We start from the raw sequence: 16,154 nt of genomic DNA, 5'->3' as shown, positions 1-16,154 counted from the left end.
GGGGGTTATAGAGGAATGGATTCTATCAAATTAGCTTATACATTAACTAACTTTTTCATATTTTATTGGTTTGTCAGAACTTCTTGAAATATCAGCCTATTTTTATTGCAATAAATGGGAATTACTTCCATGCTAATCCTTTTTGTATTGGTTATAGGCAAACGATGAAGTTTTTCACAATATTTCAGATGTTTACACTCACGGTAATTCTCGTAGTTGGCGCTACAGCAAGCGCAGAGACGGATAAAGACGAAGAAGGATTGCCACTTTGGGAGTTAGGTTTAGGCTTGGGTGCAGTGCATCAGTCGTACTACACGGGTACTAAACAATCGCGTGTTATTCTGCTGCCAATCCCGGTGCCTGTTTATCGTGGTGATATCTTAAAGTCAGATGACGATGGCGTGCGTGCTCAACTTTTTAAAAATAAACGCGCAAAATTAGATATCAGTATGGATTTCAATGCTCAGATTGAGAGCGATGATGTTGATTTGCGCGAAGGTATGGATGATATCGGAAATATTGTCGAGTTCGGCCCGTCTTTTGAAGTGCTATTAGGCGAAACGGATAACAGTCGATTGCACTTGAATTTACCCCTTCGAGCGATTGTTGAAATTGGAGAAAATGGTCTCGATAGTCGCGGTTTCAATTTCTCTCCACATTTGACCTACCATCGCGACTTGGCATTTGCCGACAATTCATGGGTTGCAGGCGTGTCTTTAGGGCCGCAATTTGGTAATTCTGATTATCATGATATTTATTACGGCGTGGGTGCGGCTGATGCGACGCCAAACAGAGCCGCTTATTCAACCGACAGCGGTTATTCAGGGTCGCGTTTACAATTGACGCTGAAGTCTAATAACCGTAAGCGTTTACTCCTTGGTTTTTTACGTTATGAGAATATTGACGGAGCAACGTTTGATGATTCGCCAATGGTTGAAACGAATGAGAACCTGGTTGTCGGATTTCTGTATAGCCATTACTTCTTTAAATCGAAACAACGGGTTCATAGAAAATAAAAGGCACCCCCCTACTTACAGGGGGATTTTTCAATATCATAGGTTGAAGTGTGTTTTTAACTTATGCTATTAATCTTCATTACTATTTAACAAGAGAGACTTTTCCGTGGATAAACAAACGCAATTAGAAATCGAAGCAGCAGCCTGGCGCAAAACCCTGGAGCATTTTCAAAAACGTACCGATGTGCAGAATATTGATTTGATGAATATGGCGGGTTTTTGCCGTAACTGCCTATCTAAATGGTATATGGGCGAAGCAAAAGAACGCGGTGAAGATATCGATTATGATCAGGCGCGTGAAGTGGTTTACGGCATGCCGTATGACGAATTTAAAGATAAATTTCAGGAAAAAGCATCTGAAGAGCAGATGGCCGCGTTTAATAGTATTGAGTGGGGTAAAGACACCACCGAATGATTTAATAGTTCAGTGTATTCATCTTTTGCCCCAGCACAGTGTTACTTTCGTACTCGAATGATCACATATTAATATATGCTCACATTCTCCGTGCGAAAGTGCCTTGTTCTGAACCTAAATCTAAACACACTGAATCATTAAATACGTGGGAGTTTTATAGATGCAACTTTTTAAAGACCTAAGAAATCGTTTTTTATTTGCAGTATTTGTAATGTTTTTTGCTCTCCCTGTTCAGGCTAAAGATGCTTATGCACTGCCTGAATTTACACAAAAATCTGCGCAAGAGTGGTTGAATTCGAAACCACTCACAAAAAAGGATCTGCTAGGTAAGGTTACTCTGGTTGATTTTTGGACATTCGATTGCTGGAATTGCTATCGTTCTTTTCCCTGGTTGCACGGCGTAGAAAACAAATATAAAAGCAAAGGCTTTCAAATCATCGGTATTCACTCGCCAGAGTTTGACCATGAAAAAATTCACGCCAATATTAAAGCAAAAATAAAACAGTTTAAAATTACCAATCCAGTAATGGTTGATAATGATATGGGCTACTGGCGTGCGATGAATAACCGTTACTGGCCAGCCTATTATATCGTTGATAAAAAAGGCCGAGTGCGTGCCAATTATATTGGCGAAACGCATAAAAATACTGCACAAGCGAATCAGATTGAAGCGACTATAGAGAAGCTTCTAGCCGAAAAATAAGATAGATAGAATTAGTATGAGTCGCTAAAAAAAACGCCTCAAAGTAGGGGGGGGGCTTTATTTTTTAACTAGTATTTGTCTGGTCTAACACTCCAACCTAATTTTGTTCTAAGAATATGATAATAGTCATAATTTTTAGGGTGCATCAATTGAAGTTGATGAGATTTGTGACGAATCACCACATTATCACCAGCTTTTAATTCGATATTGGATTGACCATCAAAAGATACGCGCGCATCAACATCACGGCTTTCTTCCATACTGATATTGATCAGGCTGTCATTGCTTATCACAATGGGGCGGTTACTCAGTGTGTGCGGGCATATCGGGACTAGTACTACGGCGTTTAAACTCGGATGAAGGATTGGTCCACCACTTGATAATGAGTAGGCAGTAGAACCTGTTGGTGTGGCTACCACGATTCCATCAGCGCGTTGGGTATTAACAAATTTATCATCGATATGCGTTGTGAATTCAATCATGCGGATGTCATTTCTCACATGAAGTACAACATCATTGAAGGCAATGCTGCCACCCAGACTTTTATCGCCTCTAAAGGCTTCTGCATACAGTAAAGATCGTGTTTCTAAGGTGTATTCGCCTTTCAGCATCTGGCTTAATTGTTTGGTGATTTCATTCGGGGAAATGTCAACCAGGAAACCTAATCGCCCCAGGTTAATGCCGATCACGGGTACATTTTTATCTGCCAGCAAGCGTCCTGCTTTCAGTAATGTGCCATCACCGCCAACCACAATAGCGAGATCAATGCAGCCGCAAAATTTTTCAGTATCAATAGCATCAATGTCTAGGTATTCGGCCGCATTTTTTTCCGCGACAACCGTAAACTTTTCTTTAATCAGAAAATTATGAAGGGTTGTAAGCGTCGCTTTTACGCGGTCATCACTGTCTTTGGAAAAAATACCAATCGTTGAGAAGTTTTTCATGCAGGTCTCTTTTTAAATCACTAAACTACGATACATTAAAAATGTCGCGTAAATATGTATCTTAAACATATAACTTAAATATGCTGGCTTCAGTAGAAGTTGGCCTATATTAACGTAAAAGCGCAAAAGAAGAGAGAATAAGAGAGTAATGACACAGAATCGATCAGCCCTTACCGGTAATTTCTTGATGATAATTACCGCAGCTCTATGGGGCTTTGCCTTTGTTGCACAAAAAACCGGGATGGATCATCTCAGCCCGTATATGTTTAGTGCAATTCGATTTGTTCTAGGTGCTACCTGTTTGGTGTTTTTGCTTAGATGGTTTGGTGGTGCTCGTCTGGATCGACGTGGTTATATCATGGGAATAGCCATGGGCGTAGTTCTTACCTTTGGTGCCCTGATGCAACAAGTTGGCATTGTTGAAACAACGGCGGGTAAGGGTGGCTTTTTAACGGCTATTTATATTCTGTTAGTGCCTATTTTCTTATCTTTTTCAGGGCATAAGCTTGCCCTTCAGATATGGCCTGCCGCCATTTTAGCGATTGCAGGATTGTATTTATTATCGATTAAAGGGGGCGAGTTTAACTCGATTAATGTCGGTGATTACTGGGTGTTAGCCTCTGCCATTTTTTGGGCGGTACACATTATTCTTATTGAAAAAGCCGTGAAATATTACGATCCGCTACGTTTATCTATTGTGCAGTTTTATACCTGTGGTGTGTTGTCACTGTTTGCGGTCTTTCTGTTTGATGAGACGGTTTGGTCTGAAGTGCTTGTCGGTGTAAAAGGTGGGTGGTTAGAATTACTTTATGGCGGCGTAGCATCCGTGGCGGTTGCCTATACGCTTCAGGTATTTGCACAACGATCTGTACCTTCGCATCACGCTGCTTTGATTCTATCGCTAGAGGCTGTGTTCGCCGTTATAGGTGGGGTGTGGCTATTAGATGAAGAGCTAACCATGCGCATGGTAATGGGCTTTGGATTAATCTTCTCGGGCATTATTCTTGCGCAGATACCGTTGTCCGGAACTAAGGCGAAACTAAAAATTAGAGAAAATATTGCTGATTGAGGCGGGAAGTCCAGTATACAGTCATTCTATTGACAAACTTTCCAAGGAAAAGCAGGGGTATTTTAGCTATTTTTATGAGCCTTTGTTTCGTATAACGGTATCTTTAATGATTTCAAAAATACGCCTAAGGTTGCCACCAACGAAACGCTTTAAAGAATAGATGTCAAATCGCGCTATTTCCATATCGGCAATAATCAGGTCATGATCTTGGTTATAAGTGTGGATACCTATCGCACCTTGAGTCGGAGTTATTGTTTCTAGCGGTTCTTCAATGTACCCATTTTCAATCTGGATGACTTTGTTGAGTTGGACTTGATGTCCGTATCGTTTAGCGCAATCTTGAGAAACTCGAATCAACTCACCATTTTTCTGGATAAAATTCCCAGCCATTCGGGCTTTTGTTACATCCGTAATGACAGGTTCGTCATAGAGCTTTTGAAAAGGGCTGTTTAATAAATCTGCCGATTTATAAATAGTTAATTCATCGTTGTAGTCAGCTGCAGTTTGTCCTTCTGAGGTAAACAAATACCAGATATCGTTAATTTTTAAGGGCGTGGTATCTACTGCTCCAACCTTCTCGATTAAGGTTTTTTTCTTTTTCCATTTGTATGGGAATGAAGTGCACTCAAATAAATCGACGCTATTGTTCTCTTCACTTTCCGGGATCATGTAGTACGTGCCGTTTTCCAGGAATACGTTAGGAAAAGACAAATGATAGTCAAAGTCTAGAATGACTTTGTCATTGATTAAGCGATTGTTTTCAATATCAAGTTCAGCCGCGCAAAGGTAGCCGCGATAATCCTCAAACTTTAGTTCTTCATAAAATACGTAGTATTTATCGTCTTTGAAAACCACAAAAGGATCGGCTTGAAACAGCGTTGAATCAGGAATGATTTTGTGCCATTTGATTTCATGAGCTTTCTTGTAAACGATCACCCATTGCGTTGGGATAAACGTTTCGAATAGCATTTTCTTCAAAAATAGCAGCTTATAAATCAACTTATCAGCTTTAGATAAGGGGCTGCGATCGTATTCCAGATCTGATTCTTTGATGCCAAGTCTTGAACAAATACGTTCTATTTTCTCATGCGTCATTTGTAGCGAACGACTTAGTGATCTTCTGTCTGCCGCTAAACTCGCTTTACGAATCGTTTCGCCATCTTTGGTGAATATTAATTCGACACAGCCATCGCTTACCGATGCTTTGTGGATACCTTCGAGTAGTGAGTTACAACCTGTAACCGTAAGCGTGTAATTTGCAAGCATCTAAAAGGGAGTAATGGCCAATTAAGACTCAGCAATCAGATCAGATTCTGAAGCATTATTGTTGTTATATAAATTACGATAAAGATCTTCGTGTTGCTTCACTTGTTGTTCCAGTGTGAAATTGTCTAAGGTTCTCTGTCTAGCTGCCTGTCCCATTTGTGCATAGGTGTCAGGTGTGTCTTTTTTGGTTTCTACCATTTTTTGCCACGCTTCAGCCATTGCTTGATCATCTCCGATAGGAGTAATCAGGCCAGTATCACCAATTATATAGTCATTATCACCCACTGCAGTCGCTACGCACGGTATGCCAGATACCATCGCTTCACCTAATGTAAGTGGGAAGGCTTCACCGAAAGAGGTAAGCGTTGCAAGGTCAAATGCATTCACTACATCAGGAATATCTTCGCGATTTCCTAGCATATGTACTTTGCCTTCAAGCCCAAGTTCTTTTCGTAAGTTGACTAATTCTTCGTTGTTTTCATCGACATTGGTGCCTACCAGCATAAAATGAACATGCGGCTGAGTCTTTGCCAGCATAGCTGCAGAATGCATAAAACCAATATGATTTTTCTGACGATGGAAGCGTGCAATTTTACCGATCACGAATGCATCATCAGGAATCATAAGGCTATGACGAACTTTAAGTCCGGCAGGGCGGTTAGGAAAACATTTGCTGGTGTCGACGCCATTCGGAATAACAATTGATTTTTCGTTATTAAAGCCCCAGGCAACATGTTGCTCTTTATTCAGGTTTGAAACATACATCATGCACGCAGGTAATTTGGAGATGAGCCCCCAGGTTCGCAGTTGTAAACGTTTGCGAATTGGCTCTTTGTCGTAATGCTCTAAAGGCTCATGAACAGTCCAGATAACCGGTGGTTTTTTCGGCAAAAACTTGTTGAATAGTGTGCCAACAACGCCGCCTTCATACATGGTTCCATGAATCACGTCGGGATTGAATTCTTTTAGGATTGAATACGCCTTGCGTACATTTAATGGGTTCTTTTTGAGCTGTAATGAATGAACAGGTAAACCAAGTTCGCGAATTCTATCTGCAAGATAGGTTTCGTTATGTAAGGAAATGACGATCATTTCAAACTTGCTTTTATCGATATCAGTCAATAAACGTAGCAGCTGAACTTCTGCGCCACCCGTTTCTAGACCTGTAGATATATGAGCTACTTTAATCACTTTGGTTACCTTGTTTTTTGCCTTATTGTTATCATTCATTTAGTTTTTTGATTTTCTCATAAGGGTTTTATTTATCAATATTGAATAAGATGAAAGGGCTGGAACTCAGATTCAAGTGTACAATTTTTATCCAGCTGTTTGGTTGGATTAATAAAAAAAGCCGTATAAGTAGGGGGGTGACTAAATAAAACGGTTCATTTGGTCTTGAAAACTCATAAAAAATCATCATTATTAGGGCTATGTCAAAAGATACCTGTGATTTAAACGAAAGAGCCAAACATCTGCTAAAAGTCTTAATAGAAGGCTATATTTCAGATGGTCAGCCTATAGGCTCTACCTTACTTGCTAAACGTAGCGGTCTGGATTTAAGTCCGGCTACTATTCGTAATGTCATGGCGTCTCTGGAAGATGCAGGTTACATTCATGCACCTCATACTTCAGCAGGTCGAGTACCAACCTCTCAGGGTTATCGTTTGTTTGTTGATTCTTTATTGAATGTCACTCCTCTGGCGGAACAGGAATGTCAGACGCTGCAAATTCAATTAGATAATCGATCTTCGGCCAATTTAATTCAGTCAGCATCAACCATGTTGTCTGGATTAACCCAGTTGACCGGTATTGTAATGGCGCCACAAATGGAAGCGCGTGCGATTCGTAAAATAGAATTCCTGAAACTCTCTGATTCTCAGGTGCTAGTGGTATTGGTGATGTCGAATAACGATATCGAAAATCGTATGATCACGATGGATCGCGAAATAACCAGTTCTGAATTACAGCAAAGCAGTAATTATCTAAATGAGATTTTAGTGGGCAAAGATTTGGCTCAGGCGCGTGTGGCTCTGTTAAATGAAATGAAACAAGTACGAGCCGATATGAACGCGATGATGCTTTCTGCGATTGATCTTGGTGAGCAGGCTGTTTCAGGTATGGCAGATAATGTGGAAGATGATTACGTTGTTGCTGGCCAAACGAACCTGATGGATTACGATGATTTATCAGATGTGACTAAGTTGCGTCAGTTATTTAATGCCTTCAACGAGAAAAGAGATATTCTGAATTTACTGGATCGCTGTATGACAGCGGATGGTGTTCAGATATTCATTGGTCGAGAATCCGGTCATGAAGTATTTGGCGATTGCAGCGTAGTTACCGCACCTTATCAAATTGATGATACTCATATTGGTGTTCTGGGAGTTATAGGCCCTAAACGCATGCATTATGATCGTGTGATTCCAGTCGTGGATATCACCGCTAAGCTTCTTTCTGCTGCTCTGAATAAATAAAAATATTCGAGAAAGGCAAAAAACAATAAAATTTTCTTGAATTATTACTTAGAATCCCCACTTTTTACCGCAAATTAAGTGAAATAAAGAAGTGTTTTAAAGCTTTATTAAAATTTATTAAACATAAACAAATATTAGGTCGATAGCTCATGAGCGAATCTGAAAATAATAGTAATCCAGATAATATGGAAAATAACGTTGAGAACAATGTTGATAACAGCGTAAATAACGACGTTAACAATCAGCCGGAAGAAGCATCTGCCGAGATGCCAAATGGCACTGAAGAAGTCACCATAGAATCTTTACAACAGAAGCTGGAAGAAGCAGAAGCCAAAGCCAATGAAAACTGGGACAAGGCACTGCGAATTCAAGCCGAGATGGATAATTTGCGCAAACGTTCTGAGAAGCAGGTTGAAGATGCGCACAAGTACGCCGTAAAGAAGTTTGTCGAAGAAATACTCCCTGTGGCAGATAGTCTGGAAATGGGATATGCCGTAGAAGGTGAAGTTGAGCAGATTCGCGAAGGTATTGGTTTGACCATGAACGTCTTAAAAGCAGCTATGGAAAAGTTTAACGTTGTTGCAATTGATCCTTTGGGAGAAAAGTTCAACCCTGATTTACACCAGGCGATGGCAATGCAGCCGAGTGAAGAATATGAGAATGATCATGTGAGCGCGGTGATGCAAAAAGGCTATACCTTAAACGGTCGTCTGGTTCGTCCGGCAATGGTAATGGTTGCTAAAAACTAAATAATTTTTGACTACCTTTTTCAGTAGCACAAATAGCGTCTCTGACCGGGTAACAAATAAAGAAATTAAATAAATGTGGATTTTTTATTGATTTTAACCTTGATAAATAAACAAATAACCACACATTTATTACAACATTTTTTGATATTAACGTAACTCTAGATTGAGCTTAAAACAATCCAAAGTTATTGACAGTAATAAACACATTTAAGAGAGAATTAACATGGGAAAAATAATCGGAATTGACTTAGGAACCACAAACTCCTGTGTCGCAGTTATGGAAGGCGATAAGCCTAAAGTTATTGAGAACGCTGAAGGCGATCGCACAACCCCTTCGATCGTTGCATTTGCAAACGACGAAGTATTAGTAGGTCAGCCTGCTAAGCGTCAATCAGTAACGAATCCTGAAAACACACTTTACGCAATCAAGCGTTTGATCGGTCGTACTTTTGAAGAAGAAGCCGTACAAAAAGATATTAAGTTAGTACCTTATAAAATCACTAAGGCAGATAACGGTGATGCATGGGTAGAAGCTAACGGTAAGAAGATGTCACCTCCTGAGGTATCAGCACGTATTCTTCAAAAGCTTAAGAAAGACGCTGAAGACTACCTGGGTGAGTCAGTAACAGAAGCAGTTATTACGGTTCCTGCATACTTCAACGATTCACAGCGTCAAGCGACTAAAGATGCGGGTAAAATCGCGGGATTAGATGTTAAGCGTATTATCAACGAGCCAACAGCCGCAGCACTTGCTTACGGTATGGATAAAATGGCAAAAGGCGATAGCACGATTGCTGTATACGACTTGGGTGGTGGTACATTCGACGTATCAATCATCGAAATCGCAGAAATCGACGGCGAATACCAGTTTGAAGTACTAGCAACCAATGGTGATACATTCCTTGGTGGTGAAGACTTTGATATGCGTCTTATCGACTACTTGGCAGATGAGTTCAAGAAAGATAATAGTGTAGATCTACACAACGATCCTCTTGCGCTACAACGTCTAAAAGAAGCAGCAGAAAAAGCGAAAATTGAGCTTTCATCTGCAACGCAGACAGACGTAAATCTACCTTACATTACAGCTGACGCTTCTGGTCCTAAGCACTTAAACGTTAAAGTAACACGTGCTAAGTTAGAATCACTGGTTGAAGATTTAGTTAAGCGTACGATTGAGCCTTGTAAAGTTGCACTGAAAGATGCTGGTCTTAAAGGATCTGAAATCAATGATGTAATCCTGGTTGGTGGTCAAACACGTATGCCAATGGTTCAACAAGCAGTAACAGATTTCTTCGGCAAAGAGCCACGTAGAGATGTAAACCCTGATGAAGCAGTTGCAGTCGGTGCAGCGATTCAAGGTGGTGTTTTAGGTGGAGATGTTAAAGACGTATTACTACTTGACGTAACGCCTTTATCATTAGGTATCGAAACAATGGGCGCGGTAATGACCAAGCTTATTGATAAAAACACAACGATTCCTACTAAAGCACAACAAGTATTCTCAACAGCTGAAGATAATCAGAATGCTGTAACAGTACATGTGCTTCAAGGTGAACGTGAAATGGCATCGGGTAACAAATCACTAGGTCGTTTCGACTTAACTGATATACCACCTGCGCCACGTGGTCAGCCACAAATCGAAGTTACTTTAGACATCGATGCAAACGGTATCTTGAACGTATCGGCAAAAGATAAAGCGACGGGTAAAGAGCAATCTATCCAGATCAAAGCTTCATCTGGTTTGACTGATGAAGAAGTAGAAGCAATGGTTAAAGATGCTGAAGCACACGCTGAAGAAGATAAGAAGGCGCGTGAGTTAGTTGATGCACGTAATCAGGCTGATGGTCTTGTACATGCTACTGAAAAGTCACTTGCTGAATACGGCGACAAAGTTGACGAAGCAGAAAAGACTAAAGTAACTGCGTTAGTTGACGAGCTTAAAGAAGCACTTAAAGGCGATGACAAAGACTTAATTGAGAAAAAAGCTCAAGAGTTAATGGAAGCGTCTGGTACTCTAGCTCAAGCTGCAGCAGGCGGCGAAGCAGGTGCAGCACCAGAAGGTGAGCAAGCTTCTGCGGAAGATGACGATGTTGTCGATGCTGAATTTGAAGAAGTTGATGCAGAAGACAGTAACGCAGACGATAAGAAGTAAAACGCAAAAAATGCCTTTTGACAGATTACGTTAAAAGTCAGGTAAGCAGATAAGGTGCATAGGTTTTTAACCTTTGCGCCTTATTTTGTTTTAGAGTTCTACTGGTTTTACCAAGCTGTTTTATACGGTTCTAATAAAGTGGTTCTAGTTTAAGTACGGCACATTTATTGTTTATATAGTTTAAAGAAAATAGGTTTCATCATGTCCAAACAATGTTATTACGAAATTTTGAGTGTTTCAAAAAGTTGCAGCGAAGCTGATTTGAAAAAAGCATATCGCCGCATGGCTATGAAATTTCACCCTGATAGAAACCCAGATAATCATGAAGCAGAAGTAAAATTTAAAGAAGTCAAAGAGGCGTATGAAATACTCTCTGACTCACAAAAACGCGCAGCTTACGACCAATTTGGTCATGCTGGTGTTGATGGTTCTCAAGGTGGTGGCTTCGGTGGTGGAAGCTCCGGTTTTGGTGGATTTGGCGATATCTTTGAAGATATCTTTGGTGGATCACGCGGTGGCGGAGGCGGAACTGCTGCTTATCGAGGCAGTGATTTACAATACAATCTAGAGCTAACCCTGGAAGAGGCAGTCTTCGGCACAAGCGTAGATATTCGTGTTCCAAGTAAACAAACCTGTGAAACCTGTGATGGTAGTGGCGCTAAAGAAGGCAGTCACCCAGAAACTTGTGGTACTTGTCATGGACAGGGCCAGGTCAGAATTCAACAAGGCTTTTTCTCGGTTCAGCAAACCTGTCCTCACTGTCATGGCGCGGGAACTGTTATTTCAGATCCATGTGATGATTGTCATGGAGAAGGTCGTGTAGAGCAGAAGAAGACACTCGAAGTTAAAATTCCGGAAGGCGTTGATACGGGCGATCGTATTCGTTTAAGTGGTGAAGGTGAAGCCGGTATAAACGGTGGTCCATCAGGCGATCTTTATGTGCAAATGCACCTTAAAGAGCATGAAATTTTCACCCGTGATGGAAATGATTTACACTGTGTGATGCCAATTCCATTTGTACAAGCCGCACTAGGTGGAAATATTAACGTACCTACGTTAAGTGGTGAAGTGAGTTTAAAAATACCCGCTGAAACACAGTCAGGCAAAGTGTTCCGCTTGCGTGGTAAGGGCGTTAAGTCGGTGCGCAGTAGTATGACAGGTGATTTGTTATGCCGTATCGATGTAGAAACACCGATCAACCTAACCTCAAAACAAAAGAAGCTGCTTGAACAATTCCAGGCTGCACTTGATAAAGGTGGCGAAAAGCATAGCCCTCAGCAACATGGCTGGGGAAATAAAGCGAAATCATTCTTTGAAGAAGTGAAAGGCTGGTTCGAGAACGAAGCGGATACCAAATAAAACGCCCCAAAGTAGGGGGGTGGCTTACAGCTGAATTCGTTTATTAAGCGTTTGATTTGTAAGTTGAGTTTAAGAAAGAAGCAGTAATCTAGGCAGATTAAGAGAAATAATATGGTAAATATAGCAGTAGTTGGCGCAGCGGGTCGTATGGGCAAGATACTAATTGAAGCGTGCGCTGAATCTGATGATGCGCAATTATCTGTTGCGACAGAGCATCCAGAAAGTTCTCTACTAGGCGCAGATGCTGGTGAAGTTGCTGGTATCGGTAAAAATGGCGTTATCATTGCTGCAAGTCTTGATGAGGCTGAAAATGACTTTGATGTGCTGATTGATTTTACTCGCCCAGAGCCAACGCTAAACCATCTTGATTGGTGCGTAAAAAACAATAAATCCATCGTCATTGGTACAACGGGTTTTTCTGATGAAGAAAAAGCAAAAATCGATGCCGCCGGAGAAAAAATATCAATCGTATTCGCTGCAAACTTCAGTGTAGGCGTTACGCTCAGTCTTAAATTACTAGAAATCGCAGCAAAAACATTAGGCGATAGTGTTGATATCGAAATTATCGAAGCACATCATCGTCATAAAGTTGATGCGCCATCGGGCACTGCATTAAAAATGGGTGAGGTTATCGCAGATACTCTAGATCGTGATCTTGCTGAGCACGGTGTTTACTGCCGTGAAGGCGTTACTGGCGAAAGAAATCGTAAAGATATTGGTTTCCAGACGATTCGTGCAGGCGATATTGTCGGTGAACACACAGTAATGTTTGCAGATATCGGTGAGCGTATTGAAATCACGCATAAAGCGTCTAGCAGAATGACATTTGCCAAAGGTGCTGTTCGCTCTGCTGCCTGGGTAACCAGTAAATCAGCAAAAGTTTATGATATGCAGGATGTTTTAGAATTCTAGATAGTTCTACAATTTCGTTTAAAACAGTACAAATACACAGCGTAGATCTAAAGTTCTATGGCTGCTAATAAAACACTGTTTAGCGGAATTATGTATGTGATACAAAGGAGTCGATATACAATGAAGTATCACTTCAGAATAACAACATAAAAATGGAGTAATCTGACACTTGTTAGTTGATAGGGTTAATTACAGGGCTATTAAACGATGACTCAAAGTACACGCTGGTTTTGGTTAACGGTCGGTTTGATCAGTGCCGGTTTATTATACTTTTTAGCACCTATTTTATTGCCCTTTGTGGCGGGTGCTTTGTTAGCTTATCTTGGTGACCCTTTAGTAGATCGCTTAGAGAAGTTTAATATTTCCCGGACTTTGTCCGTCGTTGTTGTGTTTTTCGTCGCATTTTTGATCATATTGCCGATTTTACTCTTTTTAATTCCCCTACTGGAATCACAGATTCGTTTACTATTCGCTAAAGCGCCCAGTTATATCGATTGGTTGATGGTTAATCTGGAGCCCAAGCTTCAAGAGACTTTTGGTGTCAATATTCCAGCGTTAGAAGTTGAACAATTAAAGTCCACATTCACCGATTACTTCTCACATGCCGGAAGCTTCTTTAAAAGCTTGTTACGCACCGTTACTCATTCTGGATTTGTTGTCGTCGGTTGGGCGGCTAACCTCTTCTTAATTCCAGTTATTAGTTTCTATCTTTTAAGAGATTGGGATCGTCTAGTTGCCTATATTCATGACTTGCTACCACGTGATGTAGAGCCAACAATCAGCCAACTTGCTAAAGAATCAGATGATGTGCTGGGTGCTTTCCTGCGTGGTCAGATGATGGTGATGCTGGCGCTAGGTACAATCTATTCAATTGGCTTGAAATTGGTCGGTTTAGAGTTTTCATTATTGATTGGTATGCTGGCAGGTCTACTTAGTTTTATTCCTTATATGGGCTTAATCGTAGGTATTATCGTTGCGGGAGCTGCGGTGTTATTGCAAACACATGATCCCATGAATTTACTCTGGGTAGGCGCTGTGTTTGTTATCGCACAGATGATTGAAGGCACAGTCCTCACGCCGTTGTTAGTGGGTGATCGTATCGGTTTACATCCTGTGGCAGTTATCTTTGCTGTTCTTGCAGGTGGTCAATTGTTTGGTTTCTTTGGTATTTTATTGGCATTGCCAGTTTTTGCAGTCATCGCTGTTGTGATGCGTCATTTAAACAAATCCTATAAGGGCAGTCACCTCTATGGTTCGCCACCCGAAAGTTATATCGCGACTGATGATGACGAAGCCTCCAGCAAAGCTTCTTAAGCTGATTAGTAGATAATAGAACCGTGTCAAATCAGCAGCTTACACTGAATGTACAAATCCGCGATGGTTATCGCTTTGCATCCTATTATGTGGATGCAACTGGCGACAATCATGAGTTAGTTGGTGCTTTGAAATTATTCACACAGTCTACCGAGGCTCAGCAAAATATAATTTGGGGTGAGTCGAAATCTGGCAAGTCACATTTATTGCAAGCTTGCTGTGCTGAAGTAGCAAATCATAAATATCCTGTTTCTTACATTCCCCTTAAGCAGCTGAAAGTCTACGGTACTGAGATTTTTTCTGGTATTACCAGTCATTCAAATTTCATTGCGATCGATGATGTCGACGAAATCGTCGGTGATAAAGAATGGGAAACGGCTTTATTTAACTTGATAAATAACACGCGGCAGCGTGGTCAGCGATTGATCATGAGCTCTCAGGAGAACCCCAGATACATTAAATGTATTTTGCCAGATTTGGCCTCGAGGTTAATCTGGGGAGGGAGTTATCAAGTTCATGCATTAAGTGATGAAGATAAGCTCAAAGCCCTTCAGGCAAGGGCGGAACAACGCGGTTTTGAATTAAGTGATCGCGTCCTGGAATATTTATTCCGTCGCTATCCGCGCGATATAGAATCTTTAATGGAAATACTAAACACGCTCGACGAGCAAAGTTTAATACAGAAAACGGTGATCACGGTGCCCTTTATAAAGCAGGTTTTAGACTAAAATCCTAGCTGTCTATTTTTACCTTTTTAGTTTCCATTATAAGCTTTGTTAAATTTACGGTAAGTATCATTGGTTATGCTAAAAACATAGCTTTGATTATATTCCGTATGATTTATTTCGTAGTGGAATTCATTTTTCCCTATCCAGCGTTTAATCATTGAGTCAGCAATCTTTATCTGATGATCTTCTCCAATCGATTGAGTCAGAAGAGCAATCAGTCGTTTATTATTTTCTTCGCCTTTAAATTGGCAGGTAATGTGCCCAAGCGCCTTTTCAAAAAGAGTGAATGTGCAACTTTTAAGCGGAAAGTCTAATAAGGTGAATGGAGGGCTCTCAAAGCTATAATAAGTATCAACCTGTGTATCACCGTATTTTGCGTCAGAATGCTTCAGCATTTTAGCCAAGGTGAGTGCGCTTGCAGGGTTGTCTTCTTTTATGCTGCTAGAAAGATCAGGTTTCGTTTCAGTAGCCTGTGCTAGTGAGAAATAAAAGCATAGAAAAGCGGTGGACATCGATAAGATATAGTTACGAATAGTCATAGAATGATGGTACGTGTATTTCTAGTTGTCTAAAAGATTAAGATAAAAATAAATCAAGAAAAGCATAGGAACTAATTCTAATAAGGTTTGACTAATGTGGTGTGTGCTATATAATCACACACAGCTTGAACGTAAGTTACAATTTTTATGCAACACCATCTCGAAGTTCCATCTGTTTAGATCCTCGTCCTGATATTCATAAAGTCATAGCAACACCACTTCAGCAAAACCCGCCTGAGTATTTCCGTTTTGGAAGCACTTTTAAGGCACATTTAAAAAACTTTGAATAATAGGAAAATATTATGTCTACTACTACTGGAACTGTTAAATGGTTCAACGAATCTAAAGGCTTTGGTTTTATCGAGCAAGAGTCTGGCCCAGACGTTTTCGCACACTTCTCTGCGATCCAGGGTGACGGCTTCAAAACTCTTCAAGAAGGTCAAAAAGTTGAGTTTACAGTTACTGAAGGCCAGAAAGGTCCTCAAGCTGAGAACATCACAGCTCTATAATTTTT

At 40.7% G+C, this 16,154-nt stretch carries 16 protein-coding genes; 12 read left to right on the top strand and 4 right to left on the bottom strand.

What is annotated here, in order from left to right:
* Window positions 1-164 precede the first annotated feature (164 nt).
* The 3 genes from EV695_RS17835 (at window position 165) to EV695_RS17825 (ending at window position 2,134) form a co-directional block, all read left to right on the top strand.
* Window positions 165-1,016: a MipA/OmpV family protein gene (locus EV695_RS17835; RefSeq protein WP_131907366.1), complete on the top strand. Its 852-nt coding sequence runs from the start codon at window positions 165-167 to the stop codon at window positions 1,014-1,016.
* 106 nt (window positions 1,017-1,122) lie between these two features.
* Window positions 1,123-1,431 (top strand): DUF1244 domain-containing protein, encoded by a 309-nt coding sequence (locus tag EV695_RS17830; protein ID WP_131907365.1) that lies wholly within the window; start codon window positions 1,123-1,125, stop codon window positions 1,429-1,431.
* Between the two features lie 160 nt (window positions 1,432-1,591).
* Complete coding sequence (locus EV695_RS17825; RefSeq protein WP_131907364.1) at window positions 1,592-2,134, top strand: redoxin family protein; 543 nt, start codon at window positions 1,592-1,594, stop codon at window positions 2,132-2,134.
* Between the two features lie 68 nt (window positions 2,135-2,202).
* Here the strand turns inward: EV695_RS17825 and EV695_RS17820 are convergent, their stop codons facing one another.
* Complete coding sequence (locus EV695_RS17820; protein WP_131907363.1) at window positions 2,203-3,078, bottom strand: NAD(+) kinase; 876 nt, start codon at window positions 3,076-3,078, stop codon at window positions 2,203-2,205.
* A 148-nt stretch (window positions 3,079-3,226) separates the two neighbouring features.
* Between EV695_RS17820 and EV695_RS17815 the strand changes: the two genes are divergently transcribed.
* On the top strand, window positions 3,227-4,147 hold the full coding sequence (locus tag EV695_RS17815; RefSeq protein ID WP_131907362.1) for a DMT family transporter: 921 nt from the start codon (window positions 3,227-3,229) through the stop codon (window positions 4,145-4,147).
* Window positions 4,148-4,219: 72 nt separating this feature from the next.
* On the opposite strand, the gene EV695_RS17810 is transcribed toward EV695_RS17815, so the two are convergent.
* Both EV695_RS17810 and EV695_RS17805 read right to left on the bottom strand, forming a co-directional pair.
* Entirely contained in the window at window positions 4,220-5,413 is a 1,194-nt protein-coding gene (locus tag EV695_RS17810; protein ID WP_131907361.1) for a glucosamine inositolphosphorylceramide transferase family protein, read from the bottom strand.
* A 21-nt stretch (window positions 5,414-5,434) separates the two neighbouring features.
* Entirely contained in the window at window positions 5,435-6,643 is a 1,209-nt protein-coding gene (locus EV695_RS17805; RefSeq protein WP_131907360.1) for a glycosyltransferase, read from the bottom strand.
* A 200-nt stretch (window positions 6,644-6,843) separates the two neighbouring features.
* Between EV695_RS17805 and hrcA the strand changes: the two genes are divergently transcribed.
* The 7 genes from hrcA (at window position 6,844) to hda (ending at window position 15,101) form a co-directional block, all read left to right on the top strand.
* Window positions 6,844-7,887, top strand: coding sequence for a heat-inducible transcriptional repressor HrcA (hrcA, locus tag EV695_RS17800; RefSeq protein WP_131907359.1), 1,044 nt, complete (start codon window positions 6,844-6,846; stop codon window positions 7,885-7,887).
* 149 nt (window positions 7,888-8,036) lie between these two features.
* Window positions 8,037-8,636 carry a nucleotide exchange factor GrpE gene (gene grpE / locus EV695_RS17795; RefSeq protein WP_131907358.1) on the top strand — a complete coding sequence of 200 codons (600 nt, stop codon included), beginning with the start codon at window positions 8,037-8,039 and terminating at the stop codon, window positions 8,634-8,636.
* A 223-nt stretch (window positions 8,637-8,859) separates the two neighbouring features.
* Entirely contained in the window at window positions 8,860-10,788 is a 1,929-nt protein-coding gene (dnaK, locus tag EV695_RS17790) for a molecular chaperone DnaK (RefSeq protein ID WP_131907357.1), read from the top strand.
* 201 nt (window positions 10,789-10,989) lie between these two features.
* Entirely contained in the window at window positions 10,990-12,147 is a 1,158-nt protein-coding gene (gene dnaJ / locus EV695_RS17785) for a molecular chaperone DnaJ (protein ID WP_131907356.1), read from the top strand.
* A gap of 111 nt (window positions 12,148-12,258) precedes the next feature.
* Window positions 12,259-13,059, top strand: a complete 801-nt coding sequence (dapB, locus tag EV695_RS17780; RefSeq protein ID WP_131907355.1) for a 4-hydroxy-tetrahydrodipicolinate reductase — start codon at window positions 12,259-12,261, stop codon at window positions 13,057-13,059.
* Window positions 13,060-13,266: 207 nt separating this feature from the next.
* Window positions 13,267-14,373, top strand: a complete 1,107-nt coding sequence (locus EV695_RS17775) for an AI-2E family transporter (RefSeq protein ID WP_131907354.1) — start codon at window positions 13,267-13,269, stop codon at window positions 14,371-14,373.
* A 23-nt stretch (window positions 14,374-14,396) separates the two neighbouring features.
* On the top strand, window positions 14,397-15,101 hold the full coding sequence (gene hda, locus EV695_RS17770) for a DnaA regulatory inactivator Hda (RefSeq protein WP_131907353.1): 705 nt from the start codon (window positions 14,397-14,399) through the stop codon (window positions 15,099-15,101).
* 26 nt (window positions 15,102-15,127) lie between these two features.
* On the opposite strand, the gene EV695_RS17765 is transcribed toward hda, so the two are convergent.
* A complete protein-coding gene (locus tag EV695_RS17765; RefSeq protein WP_131907352.1) occupies window positions 15,128-15,640 on the bottom strand; it encodes a hypothetical protein in 513 nt (170 codons plus the stop codon).
* A 302-nt stretch (window positions 15,641-15,942) separates the two neighbouring features.
* Here EV695_RS17765 and EV695_RS17760 point away from each other — a divergent pair, with 302 nt between their 5' ends.
* Window positions 15,943-16,149 carry a cold-shock protein gene (locus tag EV695_RS17760; protein ID WP_131907351.1) on the top strand — a complete coding sequence of 69 codons (207 nt, stop codon included), beginning with the start codon at window positions 15,943-15,945 and terminating at the stop codon, window positions 16,147-16,149.
* The last annotated feature ends 5 nt before the right edge of the window (window positions 16,150-16,154 follow it).

It is taken from the genome of Cocleimonas flava, from assembly GCF_004339015.1.
Lineage (GTDB): Bacteria > Pseudomonadota > Gammaproteobacteria > Thiotrichales > Thiotrichaceae > Cocleimonas > Cocleimonas flava.
This window is presented reverse-complemented; position numbering and strand designations above follow the sequence as displayed.